Raw genomic sequence first — 16772 nt, forward strand, 5'->3', positions numbered from 1 at the left:
CCGACGTGCGGTCGCTTCTCAGGGGCGAGGCGGTCCGGTGGTTCCGCGGACGATCAGCGTGGGCGACACCGACGACGTCACCGATCGTGAGCGTCCCTCGATGCGTTCGACGAGCAGTTGCGCGGCGGTCGCCCCGATCACGTGCCCGTCCTGGTCGACGCTGGTGAGCGAGATGCGCTTGAGCGAGGCGATGCCGATGTTGTCGTATCCGGCGACGGAGAGGTCCTCCGGCACCGACAGGCCCGCCTCGTCGGCGGCGCGCAGCACGCCGAGCGCCGCGATGTCGGCCCCGGCGAAGATCGCGGTGGGCCGGTCGTCGCGCGCGAGCAGTTCCCGCGCGCCCTCGAAGCCGCCCTCCTCGGTGAAGGAGGTGGCCAGCACGTCGTCGGCGAGTCCGTGGGCGCGCATCGCCTGGCGGTAGCCTTCGGCGCGCACCGTGTGCGGCAGTCCCTGGGCGCGGGCCCGCTCCAGGTGGGTGATGTGCGCGATCCGGGTGTGCCCGAGCCCGACCAGGTGGTCGACCACGAGCCCCGCCCCCATCACGTCGTCGTCGACGACCGCGTCGTAGGCCGCGGCGCCGCCGTGCCGACCCACCACGACGACCGGGATGGCCGTCGCGATGGCGGCGAGTTCGGCGTCCGTCATGACCGGCGAGATCAGGATGAGCCCGTCCATGCTCCGGTCGATCATGGCGTCGGTCATCCTGGCCTGCGTCTTGGGCTCGATCCCGCCAGGTCCGAGCAGCACCTGGTACTCGGTGTCGCCCAGCCGGCCGGTGACGCCCTCGATGATGTCGGGGAAGAACGGGTTGCGGGTGTCCGAGAGCATGACGCCGAGGGTGTAGGTGCGTCCGCGCAGGGCGCGGGCCGCGGCGTGCGGGCGGTAGCCCAGCTCGTCGATGGCCTGCGTCACCTTGGCCTGCATCTCCGCGCTCACGCCGTAGGCACCGCGCACCACCTTGGACACGGCGGCCGTGGAAACCCCGGCCCGCCTGGCCACATCGGCGATCGTCACCCGTCCGCTCGTCACACGCCGTCCTTCATCGAGTTTTCGTAGAACGAACTACACGCTTTTCTGAAGAGGGAGGCTAGCCCGTCACTGATCCTCAGGTCTACCTCTTGACGGGCGATTCTCTCGTGCCCTAACAATGGAGAACGTTCTACACAATACCCCCTCACATGAACAGGAGCACGGGCGTGAGAGCACCATCTCGTCTGCTCGGCTCGGCGATCGGCGCCGTCCTCGCCCTGTCCCTCTCCGGCTGCGGGTCGTCCGCCCCGGAGGGCACCGGTCAGGTGAAGCTGACCCTTTGGCACAACAGCGCGGACCCGGCGCCGCTGCTTGAGATGTACAAGAAGTTCGAGAAGCAGTCCGGCCACAAGATCGAGCTCATATCGATCCCGTCCGACGGCTTCGAGGACACCACCCAGACCAAGTGGGCCACCGGCGACCGCCCGGACATCCTGGAGTACCACGCGACGGTGAGCGGCCTGCTCGCCCTCAACCCGGCCGAGAACCTGCGCGACCTGACCGGCGAGGCGTACATCGCCAGGTCCGGCGACCTCTACCAGAGCGCCGGGGCCGTCAACGGCAAGGTCTACGCCGCCATCACCGGCTTCCCCCAGGTCTTCGGCCTCTACTACAACAAGAAGGTCTTCACCGCGGCCGGGCTGACCCCGCCCACGAACTTCGCCGAGCTCGCCGCCACCTGCCCCAAGCTCAAGGCCGCCGGGGTCACGCCGGTCTTCGAGTCGGGCGGGTCGATCTGGCCGGTGCAGATCCTGCCCATCCTCTACCTGGCCGGCGCCAACCAGTCCAACGCGTACGGCAAGGCCATCGCGGGCCACAGCAGCACGCTGGCCGACGCGGGCTCGCCCTTCGTCTCCGGCCTGACCGCCTACGCCAAGCTGCAGGCCGACGGCTGCTTCAACAAGGACATCGTCACCGCCAAGTTCGAGGACTCCATGAAGGCCCTCGTGACCGGCAAGGCCGCCATGGTCGCCCAGCACTCCGACATGCTCCCGGCCCTCCTCGCGGCCGCGGGCGGCGACCAGAAGACCGTCGACGAGTCCGTCGGCTTCGTCGGCCTGTCGAGCGACAAGCCGCTCGTGACCTACGCGCCCGGCCCGATCGGCACGTTCTACCTGCCCAAGACCGGTGACGCGGCGCGGGAGAAGGCGTCGCTCGACTTCGTGCGCTTCATGACCGGGCCGGCCTACGCCGAGTACATCAACGCGTCCAAGACCTTCCCCGTGTTCAAGGACGTGCCCAACCCGCAGGGCGTCTCGTCCGTGCTGCAGGACGTCAAGAAGGCGTACGACACCGGCGCGGTCATCGCCTTCAACTCCGACATCCCCGGCATGGGCGGGCTGGCCCAGCTCATGTCCGAGCTGATCGCCGGGCAGAAGGATCCGCAGAAGGCGGCGACCCAGCTACAGGGCCAGGTCGAGCAGGCGGCCAAGGCGGCAGGGATGCCCGGATGGTGATGCGGAACAGGGCGGCCTGGCTGCCCTGGGCACTGCCCGCGATCGTGCTGGTCACGGTCTTCTTCCTCGCCCCGTTCCTGCTCAACGTCCGGTTCGCGTTCTCCTCCTGGACGAGCTTCCGAGCCGAGATCACCTGGAACGGGCTGGAGAACTTCCGCACGCTGATCGACCAGGACCTGCTGGCCAACGCGGTCACCGTGACCGTGCTGTACGCGATCCTGTGCATGGCGATCCAGAACACGGTCAGCCTCTCGCTGGCCCTGGCCCTCCAGCGGACCAGCCGGATCAACACCGTCTTCCGCTCGGCGTTCTTCCTGCCGACGCTCATCTCGCCGCTGGCCGCCGGATACATCTGGCGCGGGCTGCTCGCCCCCGACGGGGCGGTCAACTCCTTCCTCGGCATCGAGTGGGCGTGGCTGGGCGAACCGTCCACCGCGCTGGCGGTGGTCGCGTTCATCGACGCGTGGAAGTGGAGCGGGCTGATCACCCTCGTCTACATCGCGGGCCTCAACTCCATCCCGAAGTCGCTGCTGGAGTCGGCGACCGTCGACGGGGCCGGGCCGTGGACCCGGTTCCGGCGGGTGGTGTTCCCGATGCTCGCCCCGGCGCTGACCTTCAACGTGGCGGTCACGCTGGTGGGCGCGCTCAGCGCGTACGACGTGATCGCCGCCACCACCGGCGGCGGGCCCGGCGACCACACGCGGGCCCTGAACGTGGTGATGCGCCAGCAGTGGGGGCAGGGCTTCTTCGGCTCCGCCAGCGCGCTGGGGTTCACCGTGACGCTGCTGGTGATCGCCACCGCCGTGCCCCTCGTCTGGTGGCTGCGGCGCAGGGAGGTGGCGGGATGAGAGCGGTCCTCAAGTACACGGCGCTGACGCTCTTCGCGATCCCGTGGGTGCTCGTGCCCATCTGGCTCGTGGTCGTCAACTCGTTCAAACCCGCGGGCGAGGCCGCCGAGCTGGGCCTCGGCCTGCCCAGGACGTGGGCGATCGCCGAGAACTACGGCATCGTGCTCGACCGGGGCGGCTACCTGACGGGGCTGGTCAACAGCCTCAAGGTGACCGTGCCGATCGTGGTGGCCGTGGTGTTCCTCGGCGCGGCGGCGGCGTGGGCGTTCGGGCGCAGCCGGTCGCGGTGGCTGCAGGCGGCCTACTTCGTGATGGGGCTGTCGATCCTGCTGCCGCCGTCGATCATCCCGACCGTCTACCTGCTGCGCGCCCTGTCGCTGGACGGCGGCTCGCTCGGCTACGTGCTGGCGATGACCGGCTGCCGCCTGGGCATCGTGATCTTCCTGGCGACGGGATTCGTCCGGGCGTTCCCCCGCGACCTGGAGGACGCCGCCGCCATCGACGGCGCCTCCCGCCCGCAGGTCTTCGTCCGCATCCTGCTGCCCCTGCTGCGGCCGGTGCTGTTCGTCGGCGGCGTGATCCTGATCATCAACGTCTGGAACGACTTCTTCTTCGCGCTCTTCCTGCTCCAGGGCAGTGCGAACGCCACGCTGCCGCTGAGCCTGTTCCAGTTCGCCTCCGGCACCTTGCAGAGCCTGAACTGGAACCTCGTCTTCGCCCACGTCCTGCTCACCACGCTGCCCCTCGTGGCGGTGTACGTCGTCGCGCAGAAGCGCGTCCTGGCCGGCCTTACGGAAGGTGCACTCAAGGGATGACCACTCACGAAATCGCGCTCGACTGGGTCAGGCGCGAGATCAAGGAGGGGCGGCTGCCGTGCGCGGTGTTCGGCGCCGCCACCTCCGACGGGATCCAGGTGCTGGAGGCGTTCGGCGAGCACGACGGCCGCGAGACCAGGACCGAGGACCACTTCGCGCTGTTCTCGGTGACCAAGCCGCTGACGGGGCTGGTCGCCCTGCGCCAGGTCGAGCGCGGGCTGCTGTCGCTGCGCCGCCCGCTGCGGGACGTACTGCCGAACTTCGCGCGGCCCGACGTGACGCTCTGGCACCTGCTCACCCACACCAGCGGCATCGCCGAACAGACGCTCACGCCCGACGACCTGCTGGAGCACCTCGTCACCGCGCCGTCGATGTTCGAGGCAGGCACGCTCAGCCAGTACTCCAACCTGGCCTTCGCCGGGATCGCGGAGATGGTCCGCGACGTCACGGGCCGCGACGTGGCCGACGTGATCGACTCCGACCTGAACACGCTGGTGCCGGGCGGCGGGCGGATCACGTTCGACCCGGCGTGCGACGCGGCCGAGGTCCACGGCCTCGAACTGCTCGGGCCCGGCTTCGACTTCGACAAGTTCGTACGGCTCCGCCACCCGGCGGGGGCGCTGTTCTCCCGCGCCGAGGACCTCCTGGCGCTGGGCGGGGCGCTGCTGCGCGGCGACCGCAAGCTGATCCACCCGACCACCCTGGCCGCCATGACGACCCCGCAGACGACGGGCCTGGTCAAGCTGCAGCCCGACCCGGTCAACGCCGGGCAGGACTGGGGCCTCACCTGGAACCTGCGCCACTCGGCTCCCGGGCTGCTCGACCGGCGGCTGTACGGGCACGGCGGCGCCTCGGGGTGCCAGTGGTGGATGTACCCGGAGCAGGACGCGTGCTTCGTGCTGCTGATCAACGTGATGGCGCCGAGCCTGTTCGGCGTCGACGTCGACGGTCTGCACAACGCCTTCACCACCGGGCTCGATGCGTGAACCGGGATTCGGGGGTGCTCGGAGTGCAGGTCTCAGGCGCGCAGGCGCCGTTCATCCGTTCGGCCCCGTCCGGTTCACGGGCGGGCCTGACGTGCGGTCTGGCGGATCCGGTGGGCGTGGACGAGCCGTCGCCCCGGCTGTCGTGGGACGCCCGGCTGTCCAAGGATGCCACCGTGGTGGTGTCCTCGGACGGGCGCGAGGTGGGGCGGTCGTCCGTGCCTGCCGGATCGCACGGCGTGGACGTGCCGGATGAGTGGCTGGCGCCGCTGACGCCGTACACGTGGAGTGTGGAAGGGTACGCGACCGGCGCGTTCACCACGGGCCTGCGGGCGCGCGGTGAGTGGGACGCCCCCTGGCTGGCGGGCGACCCTCAGGCGGCGGTGAGCCTGCGCGGGTCGTTCACATGGAGTCCCACTCCCGGGCGCGCCTGGCTGGCCGCCACCGCGCTGGGCGTCTACCGGGCGCTGCTCAACGGAGTACGGCTGGGCGAGGAGGAGCTGGCCCCTGGCTGGACCGACTACGGCCACCGGACGCGCTATCGGCTGCTGGAGCTCACGGAGTTGCTCGTACCCGGCGAGAACGAGCTGGAGCTGTGGCTCGCTCCCGGCTGGTACGCGGGTCACATCGCCGGCGGAGGTCCGCGCCGCTACGGCGACCGGCCCGCCGCCAGCGCCCAGGTGCTCGTGCGGGACGACGACGGGGTCCGCCGCGTGTTCGCCACGGACGCGGCCTGGACCTGGCGGGATCTCGGCCGCCCGCGCGCCGACCTGGTGATGGGCGAGACCGTCCAGGCCCCTTCCCCGCAGGCCGGACCCGCCGAGACGACGGCCGCCTCGGAGATCCTGGTGGAGGCCGACCCCGCGCCCCCGGTACGGGTGATCGGCACGGCGCCCGCCGTGTCCGTGACCGAACCCGCGCCGGGCGTCCAGGTGGCCGACTTCGGGCGGAACGTCGTCGGGCGCGTACGGTTGCGCGTCGACGCGCCGGGCCCGGTACGGATCGTGGTGCGGCACGGGGAGGAGCTGACCGCGACCGGGCGGCTCTACACCGACAACCTGCGCACCGCGGACCAGCGTGACGAGTTCGTCCTCGGCCCCGGATCGCACGTCGTGGAGCCCGCGTTCACCCTGCACGGGTTCCGCTACGCGGAGGTCACCGGCTGGCCGGGCGCGCTGACGCCGGACGACCTGGAGGCGGTGCTGCTGTCCTCCGCACTCGCCGTCACCGGCTCGCTGACCGTGAGCGATCCCGCCGTACGGCAACTCGTCGCCAACATCGGCGCGTCGGCGGACGGCAATCTGGTGAGCGTGCCGACCGACTGCCCGCAGCGCGACGAGCGGACCGGCTGGACGGCCGACATCTCGGTGTTCGGCTCGACGCTCAGCTTCCTGCGGCACACGCAGGCGTTCCTGTCCGGCTGGGTGACGACGCTGATCGACGGGCAGCGGGCCGACGGCGCGGTCCCGCATGTCGCGCCGGTCCTGCCCGAGTACGGATACGACTCCCCCGTGTGGTCCGACGCGCTGGTCGAGGTGCCGTGGCTGCTGTGGCGGCGCTACGGCGACGACCGCACGCTGCGCCGCGCGTACGACCCGATGCGGCGGTGGGCCGACTACTGCCTGGCCCAGGCCGAGGACGACATCAGACCGGGCCGGGCCCTGGGCGACTGGCTGGCCCCCGGCACGGTCGAGACGCCCAAGAGCCTCATCGCCACCGCCGCCCTCGCCCGCAGCCTCCGCCTGGTCGCGCACGTGGCCGACGTGCTCGGCGAGCCGCACGCGCCGGAGTACGGCGAGGCGTTCACCCGCGTGTCGGGCGCCTTCCAGCGGGCCTTCCTCAACGGGCCGAGGCTGCACACCGAGACGCAGACCGGCTACGCCGTCGCCCTCGCCTGGGACCTGGTCCCGCCCGAGGACCGGGCCGCGTCGGCGCAGGCGCTGGCCGAGCTGGTCCGCGCCGACGGGCACCGGCTCATGACGGGCTTCGTCGGCACCCCCCTGCTGCTGCCCGTGCTGTCGGAGACCGGCCACCACGACCTGGCGTGCCGGATCTTCAACCAAGAAGGTTATCCGTCCTGGCGCTACCAGCTCCGCGCCGGGGCGACGACCATGTGGGAGCGCTGGGACGCCTGGCACCACCGGCACGGCCTGCAGACACCGTCCATGAACTCCTTCAACCACTACGCCTACGGCTGCGTGGGCGACTGGCTGTTCCGGCACGTGGCGGGCCTGGGCGACGACCCGCGCGGGACGGGTGGCGGCTTCGGCGAGCTGCTGCTGCGTCCCGGCCCCGTCCCGCTGCTGCGCCAGGCGCACGCCCGCTACGAGAGCGCGTCGGGGACCGTCGAGTCGGGCTGGCGGGCCGGGCCCGACGGGGTCCAGTTCACGTTCGCCGTCCCGGAGGGCGTGACCGCCCGCGCGGTGCTGCCCGTGCGCGGCGCGTGGGACGGGATGGCCGTCAACGGCACCTTCCTCATGGGCCTCAGCGAGCAGCTGCCGACCACCAGGCTGGCCGACGGGGGCTGCGCCCTGAACCTGCCGCCGGGCCGCTGGTCGTTCACGGCCCCTGCGGCGGCCACGGCCCACCTACTCCAGGAGTGGGACGACCTGGGTTAGGGAGTGAGGCTTGCGGTCACCACTCGTGTCGGCTTTTCGTCACCGAGTGGTGACTTCGGGTGTGGCGGTGAAGAACGTGCGAAGGTCGTCGGCGAGAAGCTGGGGTTCCTCTTGCGCGGCATGGTGTCCGCCCTTGTCGTAGGTGTTCCAGTGCACGATGGCGCTGTGGTCGCGTTCGGCGAGCGGGCGGATGGAGGGGAAGAAGTCGTCGGCGAAGCAGGCGAGGCCCAGCGGGAACGATGACGGCCCGGCAGGCGGCCTGTTGCCGTGATAGCCGATCAGGGCCGAGCTGCCAGCAGCGTCGGTCAGCCAGTAGATGGCGGCGTTGGTGAGGATGTAGTCGTCGCTCACCGCGTCACCGAACAGCTGCAGGTTCCAGGCCAGCTGGCCGGCCGGGGAGTCGGCGAGCGCGTGCGCGAGGGTCTGGGGCTGGGTGGACTGGAGGCTGAGGTAGGCGCTCCGGCCGGTCATGAAGCGTTCCAGGGCGGCCAGTTTCGCCCGGTCGTCCGGTCCCAGCAGGGCGCGCTCCGCCGGATCGGCGGAGGGCAGGGAGAAGATCTGGGTGACGTGCACCCCGACGACGCGGTGCGGGTCCAGGCGTCCGAGCTCGATGGAGATCATGGAGCCGACGTCGTTGCCGTGCGCGCCGTAACGCTCGTAACCGAGCCGGCGCATCAGCTCCGCCCACGCCGCGGCGACGCGGTGGCGGTTCCAGCCCGGCTCACGCGGTACGCCGGAGAACCCGAAGCCGGGCACTGAGGGGATGACGAGGTGGAAGGCGTCGCTCAACCGGTCGATCAGCGGAAGGAACTCCACGACCGACATGGGCCAGCCGTGGGTGAGAATGAGCGGCAGGGCGTCCGGTCGGGCCGAACGGATGTGCAGGAAGTGCACGTCAAGCCCGTCGATCTCGGTCATGAACTGCGGATAAACGTTGATCCGCCGCTCCCAGGCGCGCCAGTCGTAGCCGTCGCGCCAGTACTCGACCAGGCGCCGGACGCGGTCGGCGGGCACGCCGAGGTCGCGGCCGGGCAGCGGGCGGGTGAAGCGGGTCGCGGCCAGCCGGGCGGCCAGGTCGTCCAGGGTCTCTTGCGGAATCTGAACCAGGTACGGGCGCATCATGACCGGGCCACCTCGTCCAGCGCCCGGGCCAGCAGCTCCGGTTCAGTGATCATCGGCCAGTGCCCGGCGTCCAGCGTGATCACTTCCAGGCCCGGCAGGCGGGGTGGGCCGCCCGGATCGGCCGCGCATGCGATGTAGGTGCGGGGCAGCCCCTGCGCGGCGCGCAGGTCGGCCGGCGCCGGGTCCTGGTAGGTGCCGATGGGCTGGCCGGCGCCGCGTGCCCGCAGCCAGGCCCGGTCCTCGGAGGTGAGCCCGTGCGCGCCGAAGTTGGCGTCGATGACCTCGTCACTCATCATCGGGATCCGCCCGCCCCGGACGGTTTCCATGATCGCTTCGACGATGGGCGCGGGCGTGCTGTCGAACAGGCTCTTGCCCGGCTCGGGCAGCAGCGCGGCGAGGTAGACCACGTGGGAGATTCGTTCGGGAATCGTGTTGGCGGCGATCGTGGCCGGGGCTCCGCCGTAGGAGTGCGCCACGAGCACCACCTCGCGCAACCCGGCGTACTCGATCGCGGCCGTGATGTCGCGGGCATGCGTGGTGAGCGTCGTGTCCGGCGAGCCCAGATGCGTGCGGTCGCCGAAGCCGGTGAGTGTCAGCGGGTGCACCTGGTGCCCGTACGCGGTCAGCAGCGGCGTGACGCGCTCCCAGGCCCATGCGCCGAGGAACGAACCGCCGACAAGGACGATGGTCGACATCGGGTCGACTCCTTTCAATCGATCTCTTACCGGCGCAAGGCTAGGGAGGATTGTGGACGCTTTCTGCCCTCATTAGGATCGCGGCCGTGTCCCGTCCCGTGACCCGCGTCCTGGCACTGCTGGAGATCCTGCAAGAGCGCGGCCTGGTGCCCGCCGATGAACTGGCCCGGCGCCTGGACGTCGACGCCCGCGCCGTCCGCCGCTACATCACCGCCCTGCGCGACATGGACATCCCCGTCGAGTCTGTCCGCGGACGCTACGGCGGCTACCGGCTGGCCTACGGCGTACGCCTGCCACCCCTGATGCTCACCGACGACGAAGCGGTCGCCGTCGCGGTCGCGCTGGCCAGCGGCAAGGATCAGCGGGCGGGCGAGCCCGGCCCGGCCGACCGGGCGCTGGTCAAGCTCAACCGCGTCCTGCCCGCGTCGCTGCGCCGGCGCGTCACCGCGTTGGTCGCCGCCACTTCGGCGACGGCAGGTCCGCTGACCCCCGAACCACACCTGGCGCTGACGCTGGCCGCGGCCGTCCACGCCCGCCACACCGTCCGGATCGAGCACACCCGCGGCGCACGCGAGGTGGACCCGTACGGGCTCGTCGTGCACGCACGCCGCTGGTACCTGGTCGGACACGACCATCTCCGCGCCGCCATCCGCATGTACCGCCTGGACAGGATCAGCGGGGCCACCGAACTGCTCGGCCGGTTCACTCCGCCCGAAGGTTTCGACCCCGTCGCCCACGTGCTGCGCACGTTGACGCTCGGCGCCTGGACCCACCGCACCGAGGTGTGGCTCGACACCGACCTGCGGACCGCCCGCGACCAGCTGCCGGCCACCTTCGGCGACCTGCACGCCTGCCCCGGCGGCGGCGTGCTCCTGGTCAGCGGCGCGGAGAACCTGCCGGCCATGGCGCGCATCCTCGCCGGTCTGCCCTGGCCGTTCACCGTCCGCAGTCCGCCCGCGCTGGTCACGGCGCTCGCCGAGCACGTCACCGCGCTCACCCTGGCTGTCGCCCGCTCTCAGGTCGCACCGTAGTTGTCATCGTACGGGCGGCGCCCGGAAAGTCCGTTGACCCCAGACCTCTGATTTGATCAGATCAGATCTGATCTTGCTGGTGACCGGCTTCTGGTCGCATGTCGATCAGGACGAATTCTGGGCGATCGTCGTTGGGCGCCGCGAACTCGGTCAACGACACGACCCGTCCGATGGGTCTTGAAGGGGTGGCGGTGGAATCGGCCACCCATGGGAGAACCGCCGTGGCGAACGAGAACACAATGGCGACGGACGGCCCGGTTGATCCGCGATTCGTGCTCGGCGCCTTCCGCCCGTCCGCACTTCGCGAAATGGCCGCCGAGCGGGTCAAGCTGCTGCGATTGTTGCGGCACGCGGGCGGCGGGACGATCGCGGCGCTGGTCGCTCCGCAAGCGGTCAGCGTGGCGACGACCGCGTTGAGCGCCGTCTCGACGGGTTGGCTGGTCGGGACGGTCGGATCCGCTCATCGGTTCACTGTGCTGGGACCGCTCCTGGTGTTGGTGGGGATTGTCCTGATCGACCGCATAGCTCAGGTCGTGCTGGCGCTGCCCTCCGCCGTCGCGGCGCGTCGCGTGGACGGAGCGGTGCGCTCAATGGTGCGCGAGATCGCCCTGGCGCCGGAGGGAATCGGCCACCTCGACGATGCGGAGTTCCGTGACGACGTCGAGCGTGCCTGCGACCTCGGACTCGGCTGGCGGACCCGATCTCCCGGCAACGCGGCGGTCGGCCAGCTGACGCTCCTCTTCCAGGTCGTCGCCGGGCTGGCGGCGGCCGCGGTCATCGCCATGCGCTTCCCGCTGCTCGCGGCCGGCCTGCTCGTGCTGTCTCTGCTGATGCGGATGCTCACCCGCCGGCAGTGGATGTGGATGTCGGCCATGAGCGACGTCCGGATGAGCGAGCACCGCAAGGCGCAGTACTTCGCCGGGCTGCTCGGCGAGGCCGCACCGGCCAAGGACGTGCGGTTGTTCGGGCTGGCGGATTGGCTGCTCACCCGTTTTCGAGACGCGCAGCTCACGGCGCATCGTCCGTTGTGGGAGGTCCGTACGTTTGTGCTGCGGCGTCAAGGCCTGACGTTCACCATCGCGGCCGCCAGCGCCGCCGTCACATTGATCGTGCTCGGCGCTTCGGGGCAGAGCCCTGCGACGGTGGCGCGCTGCATGGTCGCCGCCTGGGCCGTCATGGGCCTGTCCTGGCTCGGTCAGGAGGCGTTCGACATCGACTACGGCGTGGCGACCGTACGCGCTCTCGATCGGGTCACCTCCCGGCACCTGCCGCCGGCACGCGACTCCAGCTGCCCTGCCTCGACCGGTCGACCGCCACACGTGCGCTTCGAGAACGTCACCTTCACCTACCGGGGAGCCGACCGCCCCGTTCTGGACGACCTCTCGTTGGAGGTTTCGCCCGGCGAGACGCTGGCCGTCGTCGGCATCAACGGCGCGGGCAAGACGACCCTGATGAAACTGCTGGCCGGGCTCTACCATCCCGATTCCGGGCGCATCACGATCGACGGTGCCGACCTTCGTGAGCTCGACCTCCAGGCGTGGCGTGCCCGGATGACCGCACTGTTCCAGGACTTCGTCCACTACGGGACGACCGTCGCCGACAACGTGGCCTTCTCGGCACCCGAACACCTCAGCGACGTCGCCGGCATCAACGGCGCGATCGCGGCGGCCGGCGCCGAGCAGTTCATCGCCGAACTGCCCGATGGGATCGACACCGCGCTGTGGCACGGCGGTGAGCACGGCGTCGACCTGTCCGGCGGGCAATGGCAGAAGCTGGCGATCGCCCGTGCGTTGTTCGCCGCGGCTCACGCACGTGACGTGCTCGTCCTCGATGAGCCGACCGCCCATCTCGACGTCGAAGCAGAGCAGGAGTTCAACGACCGGGTGACCGCCGGGGCCGGCGGGGCGTCGATCGTCCTGATCTCCCATCGGCTGTCCAACGTCCGCGGCGCGGATCGGATCGTCGTGCTCGACGGCGGCCGGATCACCGAGTCCGGCACACACGAGCAGCTGATGGACGCGGACGGCAGCTACGCCGCGCTGTTCCGCTTGCAGGCCGCACGATTCGCGAAGGCAGAGGCATGATTCGCCGGACAAGGCAGACCATCGCGCTGATCCGCCATCTCGCCGGGCTGTCATGGCAGGTCAGCCGGGCAGGATCGATCGTCACCGCGGTGGTGTTCTTCGGTGTGGCGTTCGGCAGCGCGGGCGTGGCCCAGAGCCAGCGTTGGGTCATCGACGGACTGCGCCGGCATGCCCACGACCCCGGCCTGACCTGGCTGATCGTTCCGGTGATCGTCGTCGCGTTCGCGCATGCCGCATCTACCATCGCCACCCGCGTCGCGGCGCACCTACGCGTGAACCTCGTGCAGAAGGTCGAGGTGGAACTGTCGCAGGAGGTCCTCGGCTACGTGGCGCGCGTCCCCACGATCGAGCACCTCGAGCGCGCCGACTACCTCAACCGCGTCTATCTCGCCGCCAAGGGCAGCGCGGCGCTGGCCTCCTACGGCTGGTCGATCGCGGAAACCGGCACCTGCGTGCTGATGATCGGCCTGAACGTCTGGCTGCTCGTACTCGTGCACCCGGCCCTGCTGCTGCTCGGGCTGACCACGCTTCCGCTGCTGCTGCTCGCAAGTCGCGGACAGTCCGCACTGCGCCGGGTCAATGACGCGTGCGCCGAGACGACCCGGCTCGAATCGAACCTGCACAGCCTGTGTCTCGACCAGGACGCCGCCAAGGAAATCCGGATCAGCGAGTCAGGGCCCGAACTGTCGGCCCGGGCCTCCCGGCTGTGGCGTGAGGTCACCGGCGCCCAACGCAAGGCGCTGATCCGCGGCGCCCTCCTGGAGGCGGGGGGCTGGCTGTGCTACCTGCTCGGCCTGGCCGGCGGGTTGGCGCTGGTCGCCAACGAGGTGATCGCGGGGCGGATCGGGACGGGTGCGCTGGTGCTCGTCGTTTCCCTGGCCGCCCAGTTGCGCCTGCAGCTGTGGGCGTTGCGCGACAACTACGGCAGAGCAGCCGAGGCCGGACGCGCCGCGGTCCACTACCTCTGGTTACGCGACTATGTGTCGACGTTCGATGACATCGCGACGCGCGCGCCCGAACGGCTCGCCGACGGCATCACGCTGGAGAACGTCACGTTCGGCTACGCCGAGGGCGACGCGCCGGTGCTGCGTTCGCTCAGCACGCATCTGCCCGCCGGATCGGTCGTCGGACTGGTCGGCATCAACGGCGCGGGCAAGTCAACGCTCGTGAAACTCCTGACAGGTCTCTACCAGCCCACATCCGGGCGGATTCTCGCCGACGGGCAGCCGTTGAACGACCTCGATCCGCGGTCGTGGGCGGCCGCGTCGTGCGGCGTGTTCCAGGACTTCGCCCGCTTGCAACTGCCCGTACGGGAGTCCATCGGCGTGGGTGACCTCTCGGCGCTCGATGACACACACGCGATCACCCGCGCGATTGAAGCCGCGGGCGCGGCGAAGCTTGTCGGCAAACTGCCCGACGGCCTTGACACCCAGCTCGGCACGATCTTCGGCGGCGTCGGCCTGTCCGGAGGACAATGGCAGCGGCTCGCTCTCGCGCGCGGGATGATGCGCACCGCACCACTGCTGCTCATTCTCGACGAACCCACGGCAGCGCTCGACCCCCAGGCCGAACACGACCTGTTCGAGAACTTCGCGCACCACGCACGCGAAGCCGCCGCTCGAACAGGCGCGGTCACCGTTCTCGTATCGCACCGATTCTCAACGGTGAGCATGACCGACCACGTGCTCGTCATCGCAAACGGAGGGATCATCGAGTCGGGCAGCCACGAAGACCTGCTCGAATCAGGCGGCCGCTACTCGGAGCTCTACACGGCGCAGGCGGAGGCCTATGACGTCCAGGTAGGAAAGGGCAACCCACCGGAATGATTTCGAGTATGGGATTCGATCTTCAAGATGCGGGTGGGGTCATCACCGGCGGCGACCCCGGCTTCCTCGCGGTGGCGTTCAGCTCAGCCGACGGTTCGCGACAGGTCGCGGCTGCTCTCGACCGCGAAATATAGATGAACCCGACGCCGCCCCCGATCCCGCCCGCCATTCCGATCTCCGCCAACGAGATCCGCCGCCTGTTCGCACTGCTGACCCGGCCAAGTCTGGGCAAATGCCACATCCACCACTGGTCTCGGTGGCGACGGCGGCATCAAGCTCAGGCCCGTCGATCTCACTACCAGCGACAACGACTCAAAGATCGATATGTGCCACTGGAGTACCTAGTCGGACTCGCTCCAGAGGTACCAGGGGCCGTGCCAGTGTTCGTAGAGGTCCTCGCCCTCGGGCTCAGGCGGCTCGCCTTCAGGGCTCCAGGCGAATCCGGTGGTACCGAGAAACCCGGTGCCGTCGATGGCGAAGCGCACTCCGCCAGGGATCCTCTCGGCCCGTTCGACCGGGAACAGTCCTATCCATTCGTCGTCTGCGGGCAGTGGAGTGCCGTGTGAGATGGCCTGGGCGCGGCCGTCGAGGGCGGGGCGTGACAGGGCGAAGCGCGCCTCCAGGGGCGCACCCACGTAGAGCAGGCCGCAAACAAGCAGCACGATCAGGGGCGGCAGTGACCACACCGGCCATTCGCGACGCAACCGCGCTAAAGGTTCACGTCTGAACAGCATGCGGCCCAACGTGAGCAGCCATATGAGACCGATGAAGACCCAGACATTGGCGATCAACGCCAGCCACATCAGGTACCAACCTGGAACGCTCGTTGCCCATACGGTCGCCAGGGCCGCGACGAGCGTAGGCACGATCGCCACCGCCCGCCCAGGCCGCCAGGTGTCGGGGACGGTCTCCGCCGTGTCCATGCTAGGAGCATAGAGATCCACTGGCAGCGGCGAGCATTAGGGCGCGTATCGGATTGTGATCAATCTGCGGGATTCGCCCGGATAGCGAGGCCTGATCCGATAGGGCGTCTTGTGTGACGCGAGCCCAACTGACAGACGAAGAGTGGGAGTTCATCGAGCCCTACCTGCCAATCGGCGGGTTCGGCCCGTACCCCGAGCGGCTGCGACAGCAGTTCGAGGGCGTGATCTGGCGGTTCAAGACGGGCGCGCAGTGGCGGGAGATGCCGAAGGAGTTCGGAGTGTTCGAAATCTTCACCGATACCGCTGGTAGCGGCTGATCATCACTTTCCCGCGGTCGACGTCGCCTGGGGACCGCGTACGACGGCCACCGGCCCTTTTGCATGGTGGAGGACGGCATGGCTGATCGAGCCGAGGCGGAGCCCAGGGAAACCGCCGCGCCCTCGGGCGCCGACGACGAGGAGTTCCGCGTTGCCGGAAGCGTCGACCAGAATCGGCACAGGAGCGCCTTCGACCACCTGCTCGACGACTGGGACGTCGGGGTACTCGGCCTTCCATCCCGCCAGGGACTCCGAGAGGAGCCTGGCACCTTCCTGTTCGACCGCCGTCGTGTCGTAGCGTGCGGCGCGCATCTCCGGTGGGTAAGCCGGGTGATCCCAGGCGTGGATGGCGCGCAGGCCGACCGAGCGCAGGGACGACTCCTCGAACGCGAAGCCCACGGCCTCGAGGGAGGCGGCAGAGCCGTCGATGCCGACGATGATCCCCGATCGGCCGGGTCGGGTGTCGGATTCCTGGGGCACGATGACGACGGGGCACGAGGCGTGTTCTGCCGCTTGGCGGCTCACCGAGCCGAGCAGTAGTCGAGGAAACGCTCCGGTTCCATGCGGGCCCAGCACCAGCAGGGCGGCGTCGGCCGTCTCCTGAAGGAGCGTGGCGGGGACGGGGCCGATGCCGAGCCGGCAACTGACATCGACGGATGCGAAGGTCCGGGCGCGTTCCTCGGCGATCTCGAGGACCTCCAGCCCCGCAGCCTGCGGCCGTGGGGCCTCCAAGCCTGGTTCCTGGATCGCGATGCTGTACTCCCAGCGGACCGCGATGTGCACGATGCGCAACGGCAGGCGTCTGCGCCCGGCTTCGGCGGCGGCCCAGTCCACAGCGCGTAGAGCTTGTGCCGATCCGTCCACGCCGACCACGATGGGCTTGGCCAGACGCGGGCCGGCATCATGACGGTCAGCGGACACCCCGTCCTCCTCACACAGGAGAAGCTCGTGACGCCGTCGCGCGCCAGAGGGCCATCGGAGTGTTCGCGCGACAGCTGGAACCAGATATCGGCTGGTGATTCCC

At 70.0% G+C, this 16772-nt stretch carries 13 protein-coding genes and 2 pseudogenes; 10 read left to right on the forward strand and 5 right to left on the reverse strand.

The features are described from left to right. Nucleotides 1–18 precede the first annotated feature (18 nt). Nucleotides 19–1029, reverse strand: a complete 1011-nt coding sequence (locus ACQP1V_RS26930) for a LacI family DNA-binding transcriptional regulator (protein ID WP_363946801.1) — start codon at nt 1027–1029, stop codon at nt 19–21. Between the two features lie 167 nt (nt 1030–1196). On the opposite strand from ACQP1V_RS26930, the gene ACQP1V_RS26935 reads away from it, so the two are divergent. The 5 genes from ACQP1V_RS26935 to ACQP1V_RS26955 are packed head-to-tail and all read left to right on the forward strand — an operon-like array spanning nt 1197 to nt 7750. Then, nucleotides 1197–2486, forward strand: coding sequence for an ABC transporter substrate-binding protein (locus tag ACQP1V_RS26935; protein ID WP_433412855.1), 1290 nt, complete (start codon nt 1197–1199; stop codon nt 2484–2486). Then, the gene (locus ACQP1V_RS26940) at nt 2480–3334 is read left to right on the forward strand and encodes a carbohydrate ABC transporter permease (RefSeq protein WP_387412007.1); all 855 of its coding nucleotides are present in this window, start codon (nt 2480–2482) and stop codon (nt 3332–3334) included. Before ACQP1V_RS26935 ends, ACQP1V_RS26940 begins: the two co-directional genes overlap by 7 nt. Further along, nucleotides 3331–4149 (forward strand): carbohydrate ABC transporter permease, encoded by an 819-nt coding sequence (locus ACQP1V_RS26945; RefSeq protein ID WP_067137241.1) that lies wholly within the window; start codon nt 3331–3333, stop codon nt 4147–4149. The genes ACQP1V_RS26940 and ACQP1V_RS26945 overlap by 4 nt, the downstream gene beginning before the upstream one ends. Continuing rightward, nucleotides 4146–5135 carry a serine hydrolase domain-containing protein gene (locus ACQP1V_RS26950; protein ID WP_387412008.1) on the forward strand — a complete coding sequence of 330 codons (990 nt, stop codon included), beginning with the start codon at nt 4146–4148 and terminating at the stop codon, nt 5133–5135. The genes ACQP1V_RS26945 and ACQP1V_RS26950 overlap by 4 nt, the downstream gene beginning before the upstream one ends. A gap of 14 nt (nt 5136–5149) precedes the next feature. Next, on the forward strand, nt 5150–7750 hold the full coding sequence (locus ACQP1V_RS26955) for a family 78 glycoside hydrolase catalytic domain (protein ID WP_433412857.1): 2601 nt from the start codon (nt 5150–5152) through the stop codon (nt 7748–7750). Between the two features lie 39 nt (nt 7751–7789). On the opposite strand, the gene ACQP1V_RS26960 is transcribed toward ACQP1V_RS26955, so the two are convergent. Continuing rightward, nucleotides 7790–8872 (reverse strand): epoxide hydrolase family protein, encoded by a 1083-nt coding sequence (locus ACQP1V_RS26960; RefSeq protein WP_433412859.1) that lies wholly within the window; start codon nt 8870–8872, stop codon nt 7790–7792. Then, nucleotides 8869–9567 carry an alpha/beta fold hydrolase gene (locus ACQP1V_RS26965; protein ID WP_433412861.1) on the reverse strand — a complete coding sequence of 233 codons (699 nt, stop codon included), beginning with the start codon at nt 9565–9567 and terminating at the stop codon, nt 8869–8871. The genes ACQP1V_RS26960 and ACQP1V_RS26965 overlap by 4 nt, the downstream gene beginning before the upstream one ends. Before the next feature lie 86 nt (nt 9568–9653). On the opposite strand from ACQP1V_RS26965, the gene ACQP1V_RS26970 reads away from it, so the two are divergent. The 4 genes and pseudogenes from ACQP1V_RS26970 to ACQP1V_RS26985 all read left to right on the forward strand — a co-directional run. Continuing rightward, a complete protein-coding gene (locus ACQP1V_RS26970) occupies nt 9654–10598 on the forward strand; it encodes a helix-turn-helix transcriptional regulator (protein WP_433412863.1) in 945 nt (314 codons plus the stop codon). Between the two features lie 221 nt (nt 10599–10819). Continuing rightward, nucleotides 10820–12682, forward strand: coding sequence for an ABC transporter ATP-binding protein (locus tag ACQP1V_RS26975; protein ID WP_433412865.1), 1863 nt, complete (start codon nt 10820–10822; stop codon nt 12680–12682). A 104-nt stretch (nt 12683–12786) separates the two neighbouring features. Then, on the forward strand, nt 12787–14508 hold the full coding sequence (locus ACQP1V_RS26980) for an ABC transporter ATP-binding protein (RefSeq protein ID WP_433412867.1): 1722 nt from the start codon (nt 12787–12789) through the stop codon (nt 14506–14508). Between the two features lie 146 nt (nt 14509–14654). Continuing rightward, a pseudogene (locus ACQP1V_RS26985) lies at nt 14655–14831 on the forward strand (IS701 family transposase); the annotation flags it as partial. Between the two features lie 18 nt (nt 14832–14849). On the opposite strand, the gene ACQP1V_RS26990 reads toward ACQP1V_RS26985, so the two are convergent. Then, entirely contained in the window at nt 14850–15431 is a 582-nt protein-coding gene (locus ACQP1V_RS26990; RefSeq protein ID WP_433426143.1) for a hypothetical protein, read from the reverse strand. A 113-nt stretch (nt 15432–15544) separates the two neighbouring features. Between ACQP1V_RS26990 and ACQP1V_RS26995 the strand changes: the two are divergent. Next, a pseudogene (locus tag ACQP1V_RS26995) lies at nt 15545–15709 on the forward strand (transposase); the annotation flags it as partial. Between the two features lie 42 nt (nt 15710–15751). On the opposite strand, the gene ACQP1V_RS27000 reads toward ACQP1V_RS26995, so the two are convergent. Continuing rightward, complete coding sequence (locus tag ACQP1V_RS27000; RefSeq protein ID WP_433412870.1) at nt 15752–16669, reverse strand: universal stress protein; 918 nt, start codon at nt 16667–16669, stop codon at nt 15752–15754. Between the last annotated feature and the right edge of the window lie 103 nt (nt 16670–16772).

The sequence above is a fragment of the Microtetraspora malaysiensis genome (genome assembly GCF_050947145.1).
GTDB lineage: Bacteria > Actinomycetota > Actinomycetes > Streptosporangiales > Streptosporangiaceae > Microtetraspora_A > Microtetraspora_A malaysiensis.